The sequence below is a fragment of the Tindallia californiensis genome (genome assembly GCF_900107405.1).
Classification (GTDB): domain Bacteria; phylum Bacillota; class Clostridia; order Peptostreptococcales; family Tindalliaceae; genus Tindallia; species Tindallia californiensis.
Genome location: NZ_FNPV01000001.1, coordinates 417,899 through 435,898 on the forward strand (window position 1 = coordinate 417,899; position 18,000 = coordinate 435,898).

Consider the following 18,000-nt stretch of genomic DNA (forward strand, 5'->3'; position numbering starts at 1 on the left):
TATCTTCTTAATCCTAATAATTCAAGCAGGAAACCTAATAGTCTAGGTAGGAAAGTTTATTGTGCGTCATGTTATGATGATCAAAAACATGCATCCATCCATCGTAGGCTTCTTTATTATATACGGTATATCCTGTTCTTAAAAAAAGAGGTATTTCCGGCACTTCCTCTGCTAATATATATTGGATTTCTTTTATCTTTTGCTTTCTTTCTTCTTCATCCAAAATCAAAATCTGTTCTTCCAACATATCCATTAATAATGGATGATGATAACCAGGCACACTGTTTACCCAGTCGCTGTCGGCTGTCGTAAATCGAGCTCTTAAGTAATCCGCGTCCCGAGCCCATCCGCCATGACCAACAATAGCCATTTCATACTGACCATCGGCAATTCTCTGATCTCTGGACTGGCTATCCCTCGAATGCAGGTTTATTTCGATCCCAATATCTTCTAATTGTTCACGAATTAATTCGCCCATCCTTACTTCTTGGTCTTCTCCTGTTAGTAATTCAAAGGATAGATTTTCTGTTTCTATGTCATTTTCAGCTAATAGCCGCATCGCTTTATCCGGTGAAAAGTCGTATGCCGTCACTCCTGCATCATGCCAGCGATGATCTGGTGGCAAAATTCCCAAGCTGCCCGGAATACCACCTCCACGAGCTATTCTTTCTACTAGGGCATGCCTGTCAATAGCATATGCCATCGCCTGCCTCAGTTCTTTCTTTTTCAGCTCTGGTTTTTCTTCCATATTAAATCGCAGACGATAACCCCAGACTCCCGGTTTTTCTACAAGCTGATATCTTTCATTCTCTTGAAAATATTCCAAAGAGTCCATCGGGATATCCGATAGATGAATGTCTTCGTTCCGAAGAGCCAATACCGAATCACTCACCGGTATGAATTCAATAATATCTACCTTTTGTTCTGGTCCCCAAAACAAATCAAAGGCTTCAAACCGATAAGTTCCGTGTTCCTGTTCGTAATGTGTTAATTCGTATGGGCCAGTTCCTATCAAGGACTCCGGTTCATGAAAAGACTCTGGTTCCTCTATATCCTGCCAGATATGTTTTGGTAAGATACTAATACCAAATAGCTCTTCTATAAAGATAGGACTTGGTTCTCCTAGCCGAATCACTACCTCGTGATCATTCATTACGTTTACTTCCTGAATAAAGTTTTCGTCCAGTAGCTGAGCTGAAGAAACTACCGGTGTATATTTTCTTGCATATTCTAATGTAAAAGCAACATCTTCCGCTGTAAACGGCTTTCCGTCATGCCACTTCACTTCTTCTTGTAAAATAAGATGATATTCTAATCCATCTTCAGACATCTCCCATTTTTTTGCTAGCCATGGAATATATCCATTTTCATCTTTTTCCACCAACTTATCAAAAATAAGGTTTACCTTATAACGTCCAGGGCCTCTGGAATGAGTGGCATATGGTTGTGGCAAACCATAATCTCCTCCCTCTAACCGGATCAGTCGCTGCTCTTCCTCCATTACTGATTGCTGACCATTTTCAGACTCTGCCGGATTGCCGCAGGCTGTCATCAACAGAGCCGTTACCATCAATAATGTTATCATCTTCTTGCTAATCTTCTTCATCTCCCTTACCTCCCTATATAATATCCTTTTTAACATCGATGCTTTTATTCCTTTGATGAGGTTAAAGAAAACAAAAAAGCCTCCTGATATCCTCAAGAGACTTTTCCCATTTTAAAGTCACTTCTTTTTTCTAAAAAATATACAGATTCCCATCATATATTTTTCCTCATCTAAAGGCAGGTCTCCTGGCTTACGGTTCATCCTTTTCCTCACCTTCCCAAGAATCACTCAGTGGTATATCGAGGAATTGTCGCCGCTTACAGTGGTGGGTCCGCGCCGGATTTTAACCGGTCTTCCCTATTCTCCCTCTTTCTTAAGGGCACCTTCGATGCAATTGATCATTTGCCATTATATCAATAACCTTGTTGTTATTCAAGATAATCATCGGATAAATGTCAATAGTCTGAGAGAATAACCATCATTTTCTAATCGCAAAAAAGCGGCTTCTGCATAATGCAAAAGCCGCTTTTCACTCTTTCTAATCTTCTTCCAGGATCTGTTTCTTTTTTCTAAGAAAGAAAAATACAGATAAAATGGTGACTGTCCATAAACCAATCGATATCGGACTACTGACAAAGTAAAGGTAATTACCACGCGCAATGGTTAAGGCTTGTCTGAAACTAGCTTCAAAAAGAGGTGTTACTAAAAATGCCAAAATCAAAGGTCCGTCTGGCAATTTATACCATTTATAAAAATAGCCAATAAAACCGGAAACAATCGCAATGATCGTATGATATGGCATATTACTGTAAGCATAGGTACCAATAACCAGGAACACAGCAATAATAGGCCATAATACCTGAACAGGTATCTTTGAAAGCTTTGTAAAAACAGGAATTAAAATCCATCCAAAAACCAAATTGAGCGGATTGGTCATCAGCATCAATATAAAGAGGGTGTACACTACTTGGGTATGGTCTACCACTACCCGAGGACCTACCGGTACGCCTTCCATTACCAAGGCCGCCATCATTAGTGCGGCAATTGAACTCCCAGGAATACCAAAGGTTAACATCGGGATAAAAGTCGCACCGCAAGTCGCATTATTGGCAGCCTCTGCCGCCGCAACACCATCTAAGGATCCTTTACCATAGTTTTTATCACTGGATATCTGACTATACACCGAGTAAGATGTATAGGATGCCAGAGTAGCTCCTGGTCCTGGAAGGGCTCCCAGAAAGGTCCCCAACACCGATCCTATTCCGATGGCTTTTCCGGACTTAAATAGTTCTTTAATCGTCAATCCTTCTTCTTTTTTCTTAGCTTCATCCAAAATACTGTCTCCCAGATCCCCGGATTTATCAGGATCTTTAAGAAACTCATGAATCTCTTTGACAATAACAGGCAGAGCGAAGAAACCCATCAGTAAAGGCACTAACGGAAATCCAGATTGCATCTGTCTGATGCCAAAAGTAAATCGAAGGCCTCCTGTAATAATATCTCTCCCAATAATAGCTAAAAAGAATCCAATTCCTGCAGACATAATCCCTTTACCTGGGTTTTCTGCCGAAAAAACTACCACTAATGATAAAGCCAGCATATACAATGCCGTCAGTTCTGCCGGTCCAAATCTAGGTGCCATTCGTCCAATAGGTACTACTAGAAAAATAAGGACAAAAGAACCGAAAAAACCACCCAAAACAGAAGCATATAGCCCCATTTGAAGTGCTTTTTTCCCTTTTCCCATCTGAGTTAGGCCGTATCCATCCGCAACGGTGGCGGCCGCACCGGAAGTTCCAGGTGTTCCAAAGGCAATTGCTGTAATCGACCCTCCATAAGTACCACCCACATATGTACCAATCAGCAACCCCATGGTTTGAGCTAATGGCAACACAAAGGAAAACGGCAAAACCAAAGCAATAGGAAGACTATGCGCTAATCCGGGGATAGCCCCTACAGAAATCCCTACAACAATTCCCATCATAATAAAAAGCATCGTTTGAATAGTAAATACGTCTGCTACAGCGCCTGATAATGCAACAGTATCAACAGCCATCTTAAGTCCCCCCTTTTAAGGCAATGGTGTTCTTGGCATGTACATAGATAGCAATTCAATAAATAGTATGTGAATCACAATGGCTACCACAAGTGCTAAAGCGGCCATTTTCCCTGCCGTTATAGCAAAGCGACTAAAGTCTTTCTTTCTTTTTGCTTCACGATAAATGGTCCATAACCACCAAAAAAATAGAAAGGCAAAGGTTGACGTTGCTAAGCCAATATTTCTAAAAGACCAAGAATAAGCCCACATGAAGATAGCGATGGCTATTGCACAGGGTAATTTCCCAGTCATCTTAAATTCAACTTTTGTTTCTGGCTTCAATATTTCTCTAATAGGTACCAAGACGCCACCTACCGCCATCAAAATCAATGAAATTCTAGGTACAAATAGTTCCATTGATCTTAAAGAGGAGGTGAATGTCCAGGCATATCCTCCCATAGAAATGATCGTAATCAATAGCCCTACTTTAGAGTTTAATGATAATTGGAATTTTGAACTCATCCTAACACCCCTGACTAAGCTTAGTCATAAGCTTTGATTGTTCGGAAATTTTCGTCTTTTTTTCAACAGAGCCTATCACCATTTTGGTTTTAGGCTCTGTTATTAACTGGTTTTCTATCAATAATGTAATGCTTTTAGATCAATATCAACCTTTAATCCAAGGTTTCGATCCATTCCATATAATTAGGAATCATGGTGCTTTTTACATCCATATAGAACTCCCATGTTTCTTCAGCATTTAAGTAATGAGCGACTACACCCATGTCCTTAAAGCTTTCTTGCAGTGTTGGCATCTCTGCTACTTCACCAATCGCTGCAGATATTCTATCAACCAAAGCAGGGTCTGTCCCTTTAATGGCCCATAATGCAATCGGATGTCTTTCTCGACCATCTTCTATACCAAACTCGGATACATTCGGCACGTCTTCCATCAATGGATCCCTCTCTACCAATGGTTGTGTATTAACCATGACGCTCATATCACCATCCTGGTGAAGTGGAACAGCCGCCGCTAAGCTTAAATGTCCAACGTCTACATGGCCTCCTGTTAAGTTCAAGGCTACATCTGCACCACCTTCTAAGCCTACAAAAATATAATCAAGTTCATCAGGTGGTAAGATTTTTTCGACAATGTAATGTCTGACATTGCCTTCCCCCTGACCTCCAAATACAACCTCGCCCGGGTTTTCTTGAATATATTCTATTAACTCATCTAAGGTTTCCCAAGGTGCTCCTGAACGATTTCCTATAACGAAAGTTGGACTCGCCAATGTTGCAACTGCTTCAAAATCATCAATTGTATAGCCCCTGTCACCAGCTGCTGGTTCAAACAGCAGCGGCCCTGTATGTCCCCAGAAAAACATATTAGAGTCCGGTGATTGATTAGAAACATGATAAGCTGCCTCTGTGCTCATTCCACCCGGCATATTTACAATATTGGCATTAATTCCAAATTCTCTTAAATACTCTGCCATGTACCTAGCCGTCAAGTCATTAGAGCCACCCGCACCAAACCCAACGATAATATCAATATCCACTTCTTCCTCTACTGCTTCCTCAGACACTTCTGCTTCTTCTGCTGATTCTCCCATCTCCGTTGGTGCTGATTCTTCCGCTGGTTCTTCTCCACCACATCCAGTTACCATTCCTCCTGTTAAAATAAGAATCAATAACAAGAGTAATGTTCTTTTGATATTCATATTAATATCCCCCTTTAGGGTCCAGTCGGTTTATACAATCACCCAACATTGCGTTTTATAGCTTCTCTTTAAGCAGCATTATGAATTATTATGTCGAAGCGCAACATCAGCGCTTCGACATAACTGACAGAAACTTACTTTCACCCTTTCAAACCAGTTAAGGTGTTTTAGTCTTCAAACGCTTCCACCCATTCAATAAATCGTGGTAACATATCATCCTGCACATCCATAAAAAATCCCCATTGATCTTCAGGATTCAGATAATGAGCGATGATCCCAATATCTTGATAGTTTTGAATTAAGGTTTCACTTTGAGAAGCTTGTTCCACCGCATTGCTGACACGATCAATAAGTTCTTGCGGAGCTCCTTTAGGTGCCCATAAGCCTAGTGGATGTGGTTCTTTCGCATTAATTCCAAATTCTTCTATGTTTGGAATGTCTGGCATTAATGGATCCCTATCCACCAATATTTGCGTATTAACCAATACGGATAAGTCTCCATCTTCATGCAATGGCCTTGCCGCCGCCAAACTCATATGACCTAAATCCACATGTCCACCTGTTAGGTTCAAAGCAACATCGGCTCCGCCGCCTAGTCCAACGTAGGTGTAGTCTAATTCATTCGGATCAAGGATTAGTTCTGCAATAAAATGCATCATGTTTCCTTCTCCCTGACCACCAAGTACCACTTCTCCTGGATTTTCTTGAATGTATTCAATCAAACTTTCCATATCATCCCAAGGTGCATCCGCTTTCGATGCCAAAGCAAATGTCGGACTGGCTAATAATCCAGCCGGTTCAAAATCATCTATCGTAAAACCCCTATCACCTGTCGCTGGCTCAAACAACATAATCAGTGGATGTGCCCACATAAACATATGTGAATCCGGCGCCTGTGTTGATACGTGATAGGCAGCTTCCGTTCCCATACCACCAGGCATATTAATAACGTCCGCATTAACACCAAATTCTCTTAATGCTTCTGCTAAGTATCGTGCTGACATATCATTTGATCCACCTGCCCCAAATCCAACAACGATATCAATGTCAATTTCCTCAAGTTCTTCACCAGTATCTGCTGGTTCTTCCGCAACTTCGTCTCCCGGATCATCGGCAGGTGCTTCAGCTGGCGCTTCTTCCTGTCCACCACAGCCCGCCAATAAGGTGATTACCATTACCATCGCTAACATTAGTAATAAGATTTTTTTCTTTTGCATGATACAAGTCCCCCTTTTTGATAGCTTACCCTTCAATCTGCAATAGATGTCTTTTTTCGCAACTCACCTCCTCTCAATAGAATTGAAGCAAATTATGAATACTTCTAAACTTTCAGTCATTATACAATAAATGCATTGATTTTTCAATCTTTATTGAAATCAAAATCATCAAACAATTGTTATTGTTTCTCTATGCCACTGTTTTTCAACTGGTTTCGATTTTATTTCGACAAAGTTTATTTTTCTTTTTTAGATCATTTCAAAATAAAGCGACCTCCTGAAAAGGAGATCGCTTTATCATTAAATCCTCTATGGCTAGTCAATCGTTTCATGCCATGCTTGAAAATCTGGCACTACTTCCTCATGTATTTGCATATAGAAATTCATTGTATCCTGAGCGTTCAGGTAATGAGCAATCAATCCACTATTCATAAAATTTTCCTGCAAAGTTTCGTTTTCCGCTGCTTTTTCCATAGCGGCACTAATGCGAGCTACTAGCTCTGGATCTGTTCCTCTAGGTGCAAAGAGTGAAATGGAATGCGGCTCAGCCGAAGCACTTGATACTTCTGTAATATTTGGTATTTCAGGCATTAGCGGATCTCTATCTACAAGAATCTGCGTATTCACTAATACCGTTAAATCTCCTTCTTCATGTAAAGGTCTTGCCGCTGCCAAACTCAAATGACCAACATCCACATGCCCTCCTGTTAAATTCAAAGAAACATCAGCTCCACCTTCAAAAGCAATATAGGTATAGTCCAGCTCATCCTGAGGAAGCATATTTACCGCATAATAATGCATCATACTACCTTCTCCTTGACCACCTAGGGTCACTTCACCCGGATTTTCCTGAATGTATTCAATCAACTCTTCCCAGGTTTCCCAGGGAGCTCCTGATCTGGAACCAATACTAAAAGTCGGGCTTGCCAACATACCTACCGCATCAAAATCTTCAATGGTATATCCGCGATCTCCTATCGCAGGCTCAAAAATAAGCGTCATTGCTTGACTCCAGAAAAACACATTGGAATCCACAGGCTGATTCGCCACATAGTATGCTGCTTCTGAACCCATTCCTCCCGCCATGTTAATAACATCAGCATATATTCCATATTCCCTTAATGCTTCTGCCATATAACGAGCAGCAACATCATTTGAACCTCCAGCACCAAATCCTACAATAATATCAATGCTTACATCTTCTTCCGCTGCTGCTCCTTCTATTTCCGCTGGTTCTTCAGCTCCATTTGCTGGTGCTGGCTCTTCAACCGTCTCTTCCGCACCTCCGCACCCTGCTAATATCGAAGTAATCATCACAAAAACTAGTAGTAGCATCCATTTTTTATTTTTCTTCATCGTATTTCCCCCTGTCTTTCTATTTCTATCACTACTTTGCCTTATCCACTCTCTTTGAACTTTCTTTATAAACAAGAGCCACCCCCTTCATGCCATTTTTTATGTCCTTTTGATAATTGCTTATTATACACTCGCCGCTGTATAATTGCAATATTTTTATAAGTAAAAATATTCAGTATTTTATTGTTCCACCAAACTACCCTGTCCTTTTTGCACAAAAGACCCAAACATCTCTAAAAGTGTTAATTCATAATAAAGTTTAGTGAAAAGGAGAGGAAGAGAAAAACGGCTATAATCCCAGTAAACAAAGGGATTATAGCCATAATAATATAATTAATTATTTATTGAAGTAATAATAAAGTTTGGTGAAAAATGCAGAGTTTCTAGCCTATAAGAAGGCTAAAAATGTAAAAATAAGTAATAAAAAATGATAATAAAGTGTGGTGAAAATGGAGAGGAATTTCGACATATTCAATTATTTATTTATTGATTTTATAGGCGGATAGAAGTCTATTCTGAGGTCCTCGGAAGGATCTCCTTTCTATGGATTTAGTTATTTATTTATATATTTATTTTCTGTTAAGTTTGCTTTAAACTATTGATTTTACCGTATTTTTAGGTGTAGGGGATGAAAATATTTATTTGTTTTTTTATTTTTTTCTTCCCTAATACTGGCCTTTCCTCCCCTCCTCGTATTCCCTCCACAACAAAAGCCCAGCGTATACTCGCAGCACCTTTCTCTGCAAATACCCGCTGGGCTTTCACTAATCTTTATTATTTTTCACCATTCTTTATTCTTATTCACCAGTCTTTATTATGATTCGACAAAAAGAGAAAGATTCGGGTCTTTTGACATAACTATCTCTATTCTACCGTCACAGATTTAGCTAAATTCTTTGGTTTATCAACGTCCGCTCCTCTTGCAACTGCCATATAATAGGAAAAAAGTTGCAAAGGTACTACCGAAAGAACTGGCGAAAGGATATCCAGTGTATCTGGTACAGAAAAAACAACGTCCGCTGACTGTTGTATTTCTTCTTCGAGAGACGCTTTTGTTACGGCTATAACGTAGGCTCCTCTAGCTTTTACCTCTTTCATATTCGATACCATTTTATCATAAAGTGGTTCTTGTGTTGCCATCGCAACTACCAAGGTTCCTTTTTCCAATAAAGCAATGGTTCCATGTTTTAATTCTCCAGCGGCAATCGCTTCAGAATGTACATAGGAAATTTCTTTTAATTTAAGCGATCCTTCTCTAGCTGTATAATCATCAAGTCCACGTCCAATATAAAAAGCATGATGTTGATGAATCTGTTTATTTGCTAATTCTTTAATTTTCTCCTGATGGTCTAATATTTGCTGAATTTTAGACGGTAATTCTTTTAGTTCCTCTACAATCTTCACTATGTCTTCATGAGGCATCTGTGCTCTTAACTCAGCCATTTTTAATCCTATCAAGTAAAGAGCCATCACTTGTGTAATGTAAGCTTTTGTGGATGCCACCGCAATCTCAGGCCCTGCCCAGGTGTAAAAAACATCTTGTGCTTCTCTAGAGATTCGACTCCCTACCACATTGGTGACCGTCATCACATGAGCACCTTTTCCTTTAGCTTCTCTAAGCGCTGCTAAGGTATCGGCGGTTTCTCCTGATTGACTGACCGCAATAACCAATGTTCTTTCATCGACAAAAGGATCTCTGTAACGAAACTCTGAGGCGATTTCTACTTCAACAGGGATTCGTACAAATTTTTCAATCGCTGCTTTTCCAACTAAACCTGCATGCCAAGCGGTTCCACAAGCAATGATAATTATTTTCTTAAGATGATTCAATTGCTCCGGTGTTAAACTTAATTCATCCAATAAAATGCGGTTTTCATCATCTAAGCGTGGCATCAAGGTATCCCGAACCGCTTTAGGCTGTTCGTACATTTCTTTCAACATAAAATGCTCGTATCCACCCTTTTCAGCTGATTCTAGATCCCAAGTGACTTTGTATATGCTTCTTTCCACCGGCATGCCCAACTCGTCAAAAATATCGATATTGTCTTTGGTAAGGACTGCCATTTCTCCATCCTCAAGAAAATATACATCTCTGGTATATTTCAAAAGCGCCGGTATATCTGATGCAATATAATTTTCACCTTGTCCAATCCCTACTACAAGAGGGCTATCTTTTCGAACAGCTACCATCTTATTCGGTTCGTCTTTGCAGATAACACCAATGGCATAGGCGCCTTCCATCCGATGGACAGCCTTTTGTACTGCTTGAATAAGATCCCCTTCATAGTAATGCTCTATAAGATGAGCTATCACTTCCGTATCCGTCTCAGTAGTGAATTCAGCTCCCAAGGTACTTAACCATTCTTTTAGCCTCATATAATTTTCAATAATCCCATTATGCACCACTGCAATTTTCCCGCCATAACTGGAATGAGGATGGGCATTAATATCATTCGGCTCTCCATGAGTTGCCCACCGGGTGTGACCGATACCTAGTGTTCCAGGAACCCGATGTTTATTAAGATGCTCTTCTAGCACAGCCAGCCTCCCTTTGAATTTTTTTACCGCAATTCCTTGATCCGTATAGATTGCAACTCCAGCAGAATCATAACCTCTATACTCTAACTTCTGTAGCCCTTCTATTAAGATGGGAGCTGTTTGCTGCTCTCCAATATATCCAACAATGCCACACATATAATAAATGACTCCTTTCGACGTTCAGAACATTTTGATTTTATTTTTACTGTTTTCATTTATCTTCTGCACAAAAATCAGACCTCTGACAAGCTGTCACAGGTATTCACCCGAAGCACTTTGTACTGCCAATCACTTGCCAGCTTTGTCGCTTCTTTTTCGGTGGTGAAGTCACCGCAGGGCATCCGCCGATCAGTCGATACTCCCTGTCCCTCGTCAACTCATCATTAACTCTATGAGTCCAGGCGCTTGGTATAGCTATTTAGTTGTAGGTAAAGACACAGCACCACCCCTTTCAAAGTACTGATTTCCGAATATTTCTTGCAAGACGATTGTTCAAAACTTAGCCTAATCTTTTCTGTATTGTATCTGCTAATCCTCGTGCCATACTGTTTAGTTCTTCCTGATTTTCACCTTCCAGCATCACCCTTACCAAGGCTTCTGTTCCTGAAGGCCTTATCAGAATTCGTCCCTTGCCATCCATTTTTGATTCCAACAAACTTATTTCTTTACAGATTTCCGGATCATTCAAATACTCATGCTTTTTGCTGTTTTCCACCTTTGCATTCACCAAAACTTGTGGATAACTTTTCATCACCGATGCCAATTGTGATAGAGGCTCTTTCTTCTCTAGCAATAAACTAGCTAACATCAGTGAAGTTAATAACCCATCTCCTGTTGTGCTTTGCTCTGAATAGATAATATGGCCTGATTGTTCGCCACCCAGAACAAAGTTAGATTTTTTCATTTCTTCAATGACGTATCGATCGCCTACTTTTGTGCGAACTAATTTACATCCATGTTCTTTAAGGGCCAATTCCAGTCCCAGATTACTCATAACCGTTGTCACCAACGTATTGTGGGGTAGCTTGTTTTTTTCTTTTAGCCTTAGTGCCAATAATGCCATAATCTTATCCCCATCGACCATAGCTCCTTTTTCATCTACAGCAATAAGTCGATCCGCATCCCCATCATAAGCAAAACCAAAATGACTATTGGTTTCCACCACTTTTTTCTGAAGATTTTTTACATAAGTAGAACCACTGTCTTTATTAATATTTAATCCGTCAGGCTGGTCATTAATCACATGTATTTTTGCTCCTAGCGCCGCAAATACTTCTGGCGCAATACGAAAAGCGGCTCCATTAGCTGTGTCTATCGTAATTGTAAAAGAGCTATAATCTCCAGCAGCACTTTCTTTTAGGTGTTTCACGTATTGGTCAACATCCACTTCCTTTTGCCGCCATTTCCCCATATTTTTCGATTCAACGCTAGTACTCATTTTGATAGGATCTTTCATCATTTCTTCTATCTTATCTTCTAATTGATCGTCTAACTTAAAACCTTCACTGTTAAAAAATTTTATCCCATTATACTCCGCCGGATTATGAGAAGCGGAAATCATCACGCCACAGGAAGCTTGGGTGCTTTTTGTTAAGTATGCAACACCTGGTGTTGGTATAACGCCAACAGACGCTACATCGACACCCATACTAAAAAAACCGGCACTCAGAGAGGCCTCCAGCATATCACAGGATCTTCGAGTGTCCTTTCCAATAATCACCATAGGTTTATGAAATGTTTCCAGCATTACACCAGCACAAGCTTTAGCCATTTTATAGGCCCTTTCTGCTGTCAATTCTTCCCCCGCAATGCCTCGAACCCCGTCCGTCCCAAAGAGTCTCGCCATGCAACATCTTCCTCCTCTATTTCATCACTAGTCAGTTTATTGTAGCATAATGGTTGGCAAAACACAATGTAGCCGTATTCCTCCATCTTTCCATCCAAGTTTATCATTGAAGAAAAAAAGTGCAAGTCCTTGTAAGACTCGCACCTTTCCTTTGTTTTTTATAGGTTACTGATATTTTTAGTCAGTTGCCAGCTTTTTATAAATTTCATATCGTTCTTTAGCATCCATTTCAGCTGCTTTGAACAGTACTTCCGCTTCTTCTGGGAATGTCTTTTTCAAAGAAGCATAACGCACTTCACTGCTCAAGAAGTCTTGGAAAGACATGGAAGGTTCTTTAGAATCCAAGGTAAATGGATTTTTACCTTCTTCTTTCAATAACGGGTTGTATCGATACAGATGCCAGTATCCAGATTCTACAGCTTTTTTAGTCTGCTCCTGCGTCTTGCCCATACCAGCACCAATGCCATGAGCAATACATGGTGAGTAAGCAATCACCAAGGATGGTCCTGGATAAGCTTCAGCTTCTTTCATTGCTTTCATTAGCTGATTTTTATCAGCACCCATTCCAACTTGTGCCACATAAACATATCCATAGGTCATCGCCATTCTACCCAGGTCTTTTTTAATAATTTTCTTTCCTGAAGTAGCAAATTTAGCAACCGCACCAGCAGGAGAAGCTTTTGAGGACTGACCACCAGTATTGGAATATACTTCGGTATCCATTACTAGGACATTAATGTCATCTCCACTTGCCAACACATGATCAAGCCCACCATAACCGATATCATAAGCCCAACCATCGCCACCAAATACCCAGTGAGATTTTTTAACTAAATAATCTTTTTTCTCGATAATTTCATCCACAATTAGGTTTCCAGCTGATTTTTCCAGCAACGGAATCATTTCGTATGTGGCTGCTTTTGAAGCTTTCGCATCTTCTTTTCCTTCTATCCATGCAGCGAAAGTATCTTTCAAGTTTTGAGGTAGGTCAGTTTCTAAACCTTCTTTCATCAAATCCTCTAACTTAGCTCTTATTTGATTTGTTGCCAATACCATTCCGTAACCAAACTCTGCATTATCTTCAAACAAGGAGTTTGCCCATGCAGGACCGTGTCCGTTTTCATTTACGCAATATGGCACAGAAGGTGCGCTGCCTCCGTAAATAGAACTACAGCCTGTCGCATTAGCAATCGTCATTCGATCACCAAACAACTGAGTAATCAACTTCACATAAGGAGTTTCGCCACACCCGGCACATGCTCCAGAGAATTCAAAGAGCGGCTGTGCAAACTGGCTTCCTTTCATGTTTTCGATATTGGTTAAATTAGCTTTATTTTTAAGCGAAATAGCATAGTTCCAGTTTTCCTTTTGTGCTTCTATTTGAGGTTCAACCGGCTTCATTTCTAAAGCTTTCTTTTTAGATGGGCAAATGTCTGCGCAGTTTCCACAACCTGTACAGTCAAGGGTTGACACTTGAAGTCTGTATTGTAGACCTTCAAATTCTTTGCCCATTGCTTTTAGAGTTTCAAAGTTTTCTGGTGCTGCTTTTGCTTCTGCTTCATCAACCAGGAAGGGACGAATGGCTGCATGAGGACAAACAAAAGAGCACTGGTTACACTGTATGCAGTTTTCTTTTATCCACTCTGGCACATTAACAGCGATTCCTCGTTTTTCGTATTCTGAAGTTCCCATAGGGAAAGAACCGTTTTCTCTTCCTACAAAGGCACTAGTAGGCAGATCATCTCCTTCTTGTGCATTCATTGGACGAAGGATGTTTTTAATGAAATCAGGAGCATCATCTTCCTTTGCCATTTCTGCTTCTGCGCCAGTCCAGCTGCTTGGAACTTCAACAGCTTCCAACGCATCCATGCCCATGTCTATTGCCTTTTGATTCATTTCAACAATTTTTTCACCTTTAGACCCATAGGTGTCCACAACAGCTTGTTTCATATATTTTATCGCATCTTCAACCGGAATTACTTCTGCCAGCTTAAAGAATGCAGACTGCATCACCATGTTGATTCTATTGCCAAGGCCAATTTCTGCAGCAATATCCGTTGCATCAATAATATAGAATTTAATGTTTTTTTCAGCTATTGTCTTTTTCAGGCTAGCTGGTAATTTTTGATCCAATTCTTCTTTTTTCCAAATACAGTTCAGCAGGAAAGTTCCGCCTTCTTTAATTCCTTTCAACAAATCATATTGATTTACATAGGCTTGATTATGGCACGCTATAAAATCAGCCTCACTGATCAGGTAAGTGGAGCGGATGGGTTTTTCTCCAAAACGTAAATGAGAAATCGTTACCCCGCCTGATTTTTTGGAATCATAGGAGAAGTATCCCTGTGCATATAGATCTGTATGATCACCAATGATTTTGATGGAGTTTTTATTTGCTCCTACCGTACCATCAGAACCAAGTCCCCAGAATTTACATCTAACCGTTCCTTTAGGCTCTGTGCTTAATGGATCTGTAACAGGCAAGGATGTATTTGTAACATCTTCGTTGATTCCAACTGTAAAACCATTTTTAGGTTCTGCCTGCTTTAGGTTTTCAAAGACGGCTTTCATTTGAGCAGGTGTTGTGTCTTTAGATCCAAGACCATATCGCCCACCTACAATAACCGGTGCATCTGCTTTTCCATAAAACATATCTTTTATATCTAAGTACATAGGCTCTCCCGGTGCTCCCGGCTCTTTACATCGATCCAAGACCGAAATCTTTTTAACTGTTTTAGGGAGAACATCCATAAAGTAAGATGAAACAAAAGGTCTATATAGATGTACTTTAATAACCCCTACTTTTTCGCCTTTTTCAAGTAAATAATCTACCGTCTCTTCTAAGGTTTCTGTTACCGACCCCATAGCAACAACCACGTGCTCAGCATCTGATGCACCATAATAGTTAAATGGCTTGTAGTCTCTTCCGGTAATTTCATTGATCTTATTCATATAATCCACTACAATTTCCGGAAGTGCGTTGTAAAATGGATTGACGGCTTCTTTTGCCTGGAAGAAAATATCAGGATTCTGAGCCGTACCCCGTAGTTCTGGATGCTCTGGATTTAGAGAATCCGCTCGGAAAGCTTTAATCGCATCCCAGTCTACTAGCTCCTTAAAGGTATCGTATTCAATAGCTTCAATCTTTTGAACTTCATGAGAGGTTCTGAATCCATCAAAGAAATGCACAAAAGGAATTCTACCTTTAATAGCTGCCAAGTGAGCAATTCCACCTAAGTCCATTACTTCCTGAACACTTCCAGAAGCCAGCATCGCACATCCGGTCTGACGAGCTGCCATCACATCAGAGTGATCTCCAAAAATAGATAAGGCATGAGCCGCTACCGCACGAGCGCTTACATGAAAAACACCCGGCAATAATTCACCTGCAATTTTATACATATTGGGAATCATCAATAAAAGACCTTGTGACGCTGTATACGTTGAAGTTAATGCACCTGCCGCTAAGGATCCATGCATAGCACCAGCAGCACCAGCCTCTGACTGCATCTCTGTAACGGTTACGGTTTGTCCAAAAATATTTTTTTGTCCGTACGCACTCCATTCATCAACACTTTCCGCCATGTTAGAGGAAGGGGTGATTGGATAGATAGCCGCTACATCTGTAAATGCATAAGACACATAAGCAGCCGCTGTGTTCCCATCCATCGTTTTCATTAATTTTGACATTAAATTGCCTCCTTCTTGATTTTGATTTATTTTTAACTTTATCTTGGGTTGAAAAAAATACTGTCACTTATTAATTATAAAGCATTAAAGTAGCATTTACCAGTATGATTGAAAAAAAATGGAAAGTTTATATTTTCAGAAATCTGCAATTTATTTTATATGTCTATTATTTAGTTTAATCTTTCACATACTCAATTTCCTATGTCTTCTTGTTTCTTATTTATAATTGTCTTATAATAGGCTTATCTATGCAGGAGCTTTGACTTTTTTCAGAAATATCTATTTACTTCCCTCCTGCTTTTTCACCACTTTAAGAACTCTTAAAACGAGAGGTGTTTTTTTATGCATAATAATGATTTTTATTCCGTCCCATTGTCTTATCAACACTTAGCAAGTAGATTTTTCTCAGATAAGGTAAATGATCACGAGATGCGTGTGATGCATTATTCTTTATTCATATTCGATGCTATTAAAGCAGAATTTTCAATTGGCCCTAAAGAGCGACATCTACTTTATCTTAGCGCTATGCTTCATGATATTGGTTATGAAATCAGTGCAAAAAAACATGATTCCCATACGTTTTCCATTATAAAAAACGATCCATTTTTTAATTGCATCCCTCATCCAGAGCGTTTAATGTTAGCACTAATTGCCGGTGGGCATAGAAAAAAAATCAGTTCTGAAATTCGTCTATTAAGCATAACGAATCAGCTGATTGTAAATCAATTAGCCGCTATTCTTCGTATTGCCGATGCGATTGATTATCCCCGAGATAGAGAGCTTCGTATCACTCATATTCAATTGCATTCTAATTTTTTGGAAATACATTTTATCACGCCAGTCTTTGATGTGGTTCAAACACGTATTGAGAAAAAATCTTCTTTGTTTAAAGAAACATTCGACCGCTCCCTCAAACTCTGCAAAAGTGTTTAGACTTTTCGGTCTATATGTCTATTTTCCGTATGGATTGGACATCTTCATCTTTTTCTGATATCATGGCGACAAACTTATTAATAAAGGAGCGATCCCATGGATCAGAAACAAGTATTAGCTATTGTAGAAGGTAGAGAAATTACTCAAGAAGATCTTGAGCTTGTTATTCAAAGTCTCAACCCACAACAGGCGAATCAGTTCCAAACAGAAGATGGAAAAAAACGATTATTACAGGAACTGGTAAATCAAGAATTGATTTACCTAGATGCTGTTGAAAATGGAGTAGAGTCAAACCTTGATTATCAAAGAGCTTTAAAGAAAATGAAAGACAATTTTTTGAAACAATATGCGATGAACGCCATGTTCCAAAAAGCCGAAGTGTCCGAAGAAGAAATCGAACAGTTTTATAAGGATCATCCGGAGCAATTCCAGCAACCTGCTCAAACGAAAGCAAGCCATATCTTAGTTGATGATGAGGATGCGGCCATTAAGATAAAGAACGAACTTAATGAGGGTGCTTCTTTTGAAGAAAAGGCTAAAGAAGCTTCCGGTTGCCCTTCTAGTCAAAAGGGTGGAGATCTTGGGTATTTTCCTAAGGGAAAAATGGTTCCTGAGTTCGAAGAAGCTGCAATGGAACTAAATCCTGGCGAAATCAGCGAACCGGTTAAAACTCAGTTCGGATTTCATATTATTAAAGTGGTTGACCGAAAAGAAGGTAGCACCAGCAAGTTAGAAGATGTTAAAGATCAGTTGCAACAACATTTAGCCGCCCAAAAACAACAATCTATTTATTTAGAAACAGTGAACAGCCTAAAAGACAAGTATAAAGTGGAAATAAAATAATTTTCGAATAAAAAGAACCTCTCTTCTTGTTTAAGAGAGGTTCTTTTTAATAAGCGATATCTACTCCATCAATGGTTATTTCATATGTGAAAAAGAATTTTCTCAGATCCATATGAACCGTATTTCTCTTGAATTTAATTTCTTTATCGATATATACAGTAATGGTATCTGTCAGGTAAGCTTTATATTTCTCTTCATTTTTAGGTTTTTCTTCCTTCACCGAAGGCAAGTTAGGACCTAATCAACAACGTTTGATTTCAACTTGATCAACC

12 protein-coding genes and 1 riboswitch are annotated in these 18,000 nt (G+C 39.6%); of the genes, 2 read left to right on the forward strand and 10 right to left on the reverse strand.

Features of this window, described 5'->3' with window-relative positions; translation table 11 throughout:
- Positions 1-34: 34 nt before the first annotated feature.
- The 9 genes from BLV55_RS01975 to nifJ all read right to left on the reverse strand — a co-directional run bounded on the left by BLV55_RS01975 (position 35) and on the right by nifJ (position 15,952).
- Positions 35-1,606, reverse strand: coding sequence for an ABC transporter substrate-binding protein (locus BLV55_RS01975; RefSeq protein WP_242869999.1), 1,572 nt, complete (start codon positions 1,604-1,606; stop codon positions 35-37).
- A gap of 158 nt (positions 1,607-1,764) precedes the next feature.
- Positions 1,765-1,948, reverse strand: a riboswitch (cobalamin riboswitch).
- Positions 1,949-2,084: 136 nt separating this feature from the next.
- Positions 2,085-3,602, reverse strand: a complete 1,518-nt coding sequence (locus BLV55_RS01980; protein ID WP_093310451.1) for a tripartite tricarboxylate transporter permease — start codon at positions 3,600-3,602, stop codon at positions 2,085-2,087.
- 15 nt (positions 3,603-3,617) lie between these two features.
- Entirely contained in the window at positions 3,618-4,106 is a 489-nt protein-coding gene (locus BLV55_RS01985; RefSeq protein ID WP_093310453.1) for a tripartite tricarboxylate transporter TctB family protein, read from the reverse strand.
- 152 nt (positions 4,107-4,258) lie between these two features.
- Complete coding sequence (locus tag BLV55_RS01990) at positions 4,259-5,305, reverse strand: tripartite tricarboxylate transporter substrate binding protein (RefSeq protein WP_093310456.1); 1,047 nt, start codon at positions 5,303-5,305, stop codon at positions 4,259-4,261.
- Positions 5,306-5,472: 167 nt separating this feature from the next.
- The gene (locus tag BLV55_RS01995; RefSeq protein WP_093310459.1) at positions 5,473-6,522 is read right to left on the reverse strand and encodes a tripartite tricarboxylate transporter substrate binding protein; all 1,050 of its coding nucleotides are present in this window, start codon (positions 6,520-6,522) and stop codon (positions 5,473-5,475) included.
- Between the two features lie 315 nt (positions 6,523-6,837).
- Positions 6,838-7,878, reverse strand: coding sequence for a tripartite tricarboxylate transporter substrate binding protein (locus tag BLV55_RS02000; protein ID WP_093310461.1), 1,041 nt, complete (start codon positions 7,876-7,878; stop codon positions 6,838-6,840).
- An 864-nt stretch (positions 7,879-8,742) separates the two neighbouring features.
- Complete coding sequence (glmS, locus tag BLV55_RS02005; protein WP_093310462.1) at positions 8,743-10,572, reverse strand: glutamine--fructose-6-phosphate transaminase (isomerizing); 1,830 nt, start codon at positions 10,570-10,572, stop codon at positions 8,743-8,745.
- Positions 10,573-10,915: 343 nt separating this feature from the next.
- Entirely contained in the window at positions 10,916-12,262 is a 1,347-nt protein-coding gene (gene glmM / locus BLV55_RS02010) for a phosphoglucosamine mutase (RefSeq protein WP_093310463.1), read from the reverse strand.
- Between the two features lie 177 nt (positions 12,263-12,439).
- On the reverse strand, positions 12,440-15,952 hold the full coding sequence (gene nifJ, locus BLV55_RS02015) for a pyruvate:ferredoxin (flavodoxin) oxidoreductase (protein WP_093310464.1): 3,513 nt from the start codon (positions 15,950-15,952) through the stop codon (positions 12,440-12,442).
- Between the two features lie 342 nt (positions 15,953-16,294).
- Between nifJ and BLV55_RS02020 the strand changes: the two genes are divergently transcribed.
- Positions 16,295-16,885, forward strand: a complete 591-nt coding sequence (locus BLV55_RS02020) for an HD domain-containing protein (protein ID WP_093310466.1) — start codon at positions 16,295-16,297, stop codon at positions 16,883-16,885.
- Between the two features lie 96 nt (positions 16,886-16,981).
- Positions 16,982-17,728: a peptidylprolyl isomerase gene (locus BLV55_RS02025; protein WP_093310468.1), complete on the forward strand. Its 747-nt coding sequence runs from the start codon at positions 16,982-16,984 to the stop codon at positions 17,726-17,728.
- Positions 17,729-17,774: 46 nt separating this feature from the next.
- Here BLV55_RS02025 and BLV55_RS02030 read toward each other — a convergent pair whose 3' ends face one another.
- Positions 17,775-17,957 (reverse strand): hypothetical protein, encoded by a 183-nt coding sequence (locus tag BLV55_RS02030; protein ID WP_093310470.1) that lies wholly within the window; start codon positions 17,955-17,957, stop codon positions 17,775-17,777.
- Positions 17,958-18,000: the final 43 nt, after the last annotated feature.

What these genes read in the sequence shown, in the direction of transcription:
- BLV55_RS01975 (WP_242869999.1), bottom strand. Translation starts at nt 1,606, where the DNA reads ATGAAGAAGATTAGCAAGAAGATGATAACATTATTGATGGTAACGGCT.
- BLV55_RS01980 (WP_093310451.1), bottom strand. Translation starts at nt 3,602, where the DNA reads ATGGCTGTTGATACTGTTGCATTATCAGGCGCTGTAGCAGACGTATTT.
- BLV55_RS01985 (WP_093310453.1), bottom strand. Translation starts at nt 4,106, where the DNA reads ATGAGTTCAAAATTCCAATTATCATTAAACTCTAAAGTAGGGCTATTG.
- BLV55_RS01990 (WP_093310456.1), bottom strand. Translation starts at nt 5,305, where the DNA reads ATGAATATCAAAAGAACATTACTCTTGTTATTGATTCTTATTTTAACA.
- BLV55_RS01995 (WP_093310459.1), bottom strand. Translation starts at nt 6,522, where the DNA reads ATGCAAAAGAAAAAAATCTTATTACTAATGTTAGCGATGGTAATGGTA.
- BLV55_RS02000 (WP_093310461.1), bottom strand. Translation starts at nt 7,878, where the DNA reads ATGAAGAAAAATAAAAAATGGATGCTACTACTAGTTTTTGTGATGATT.
- glmS (WP_093310462.1), bottom strand. Translation starts at nt 10,572, where the DNA reads ATGTGTGGCATTGTTGGATATATTGGAGAGCAGCAAACAGCTCCCATC.
- glmM (WP_093310463.1), bottom strand. Translation starts at nt 12,262, where the DNA reads ATGGCGAGACTCTTTGGGACGGACGGGGTTCGAGGCATTGCGGGGGAA.
- nifJ (WP_093310464.1), bottom strand. Translation starts at nt 15,952, where the DNA reads ATGTCAAAATTAATGAAAACGATGGATGGGAACACAGCGGCTGCTTAT.
- BLV55_RS02020 (WP_093310466.1), top strand. Translation starts at nt 16,295, where the DNA reads ATGCATAATAATGATTTTTATTCCGTCCCATTGTCTTATCAACACTTA.
- BLV55_RS02025 (WP_093310468.1), top strand. Translation starts at nt 16,982, where the DNA reads ATGGATCAGAAACAAGTATTAGCTATTGTAGAAGGTAGAGAAATTACT.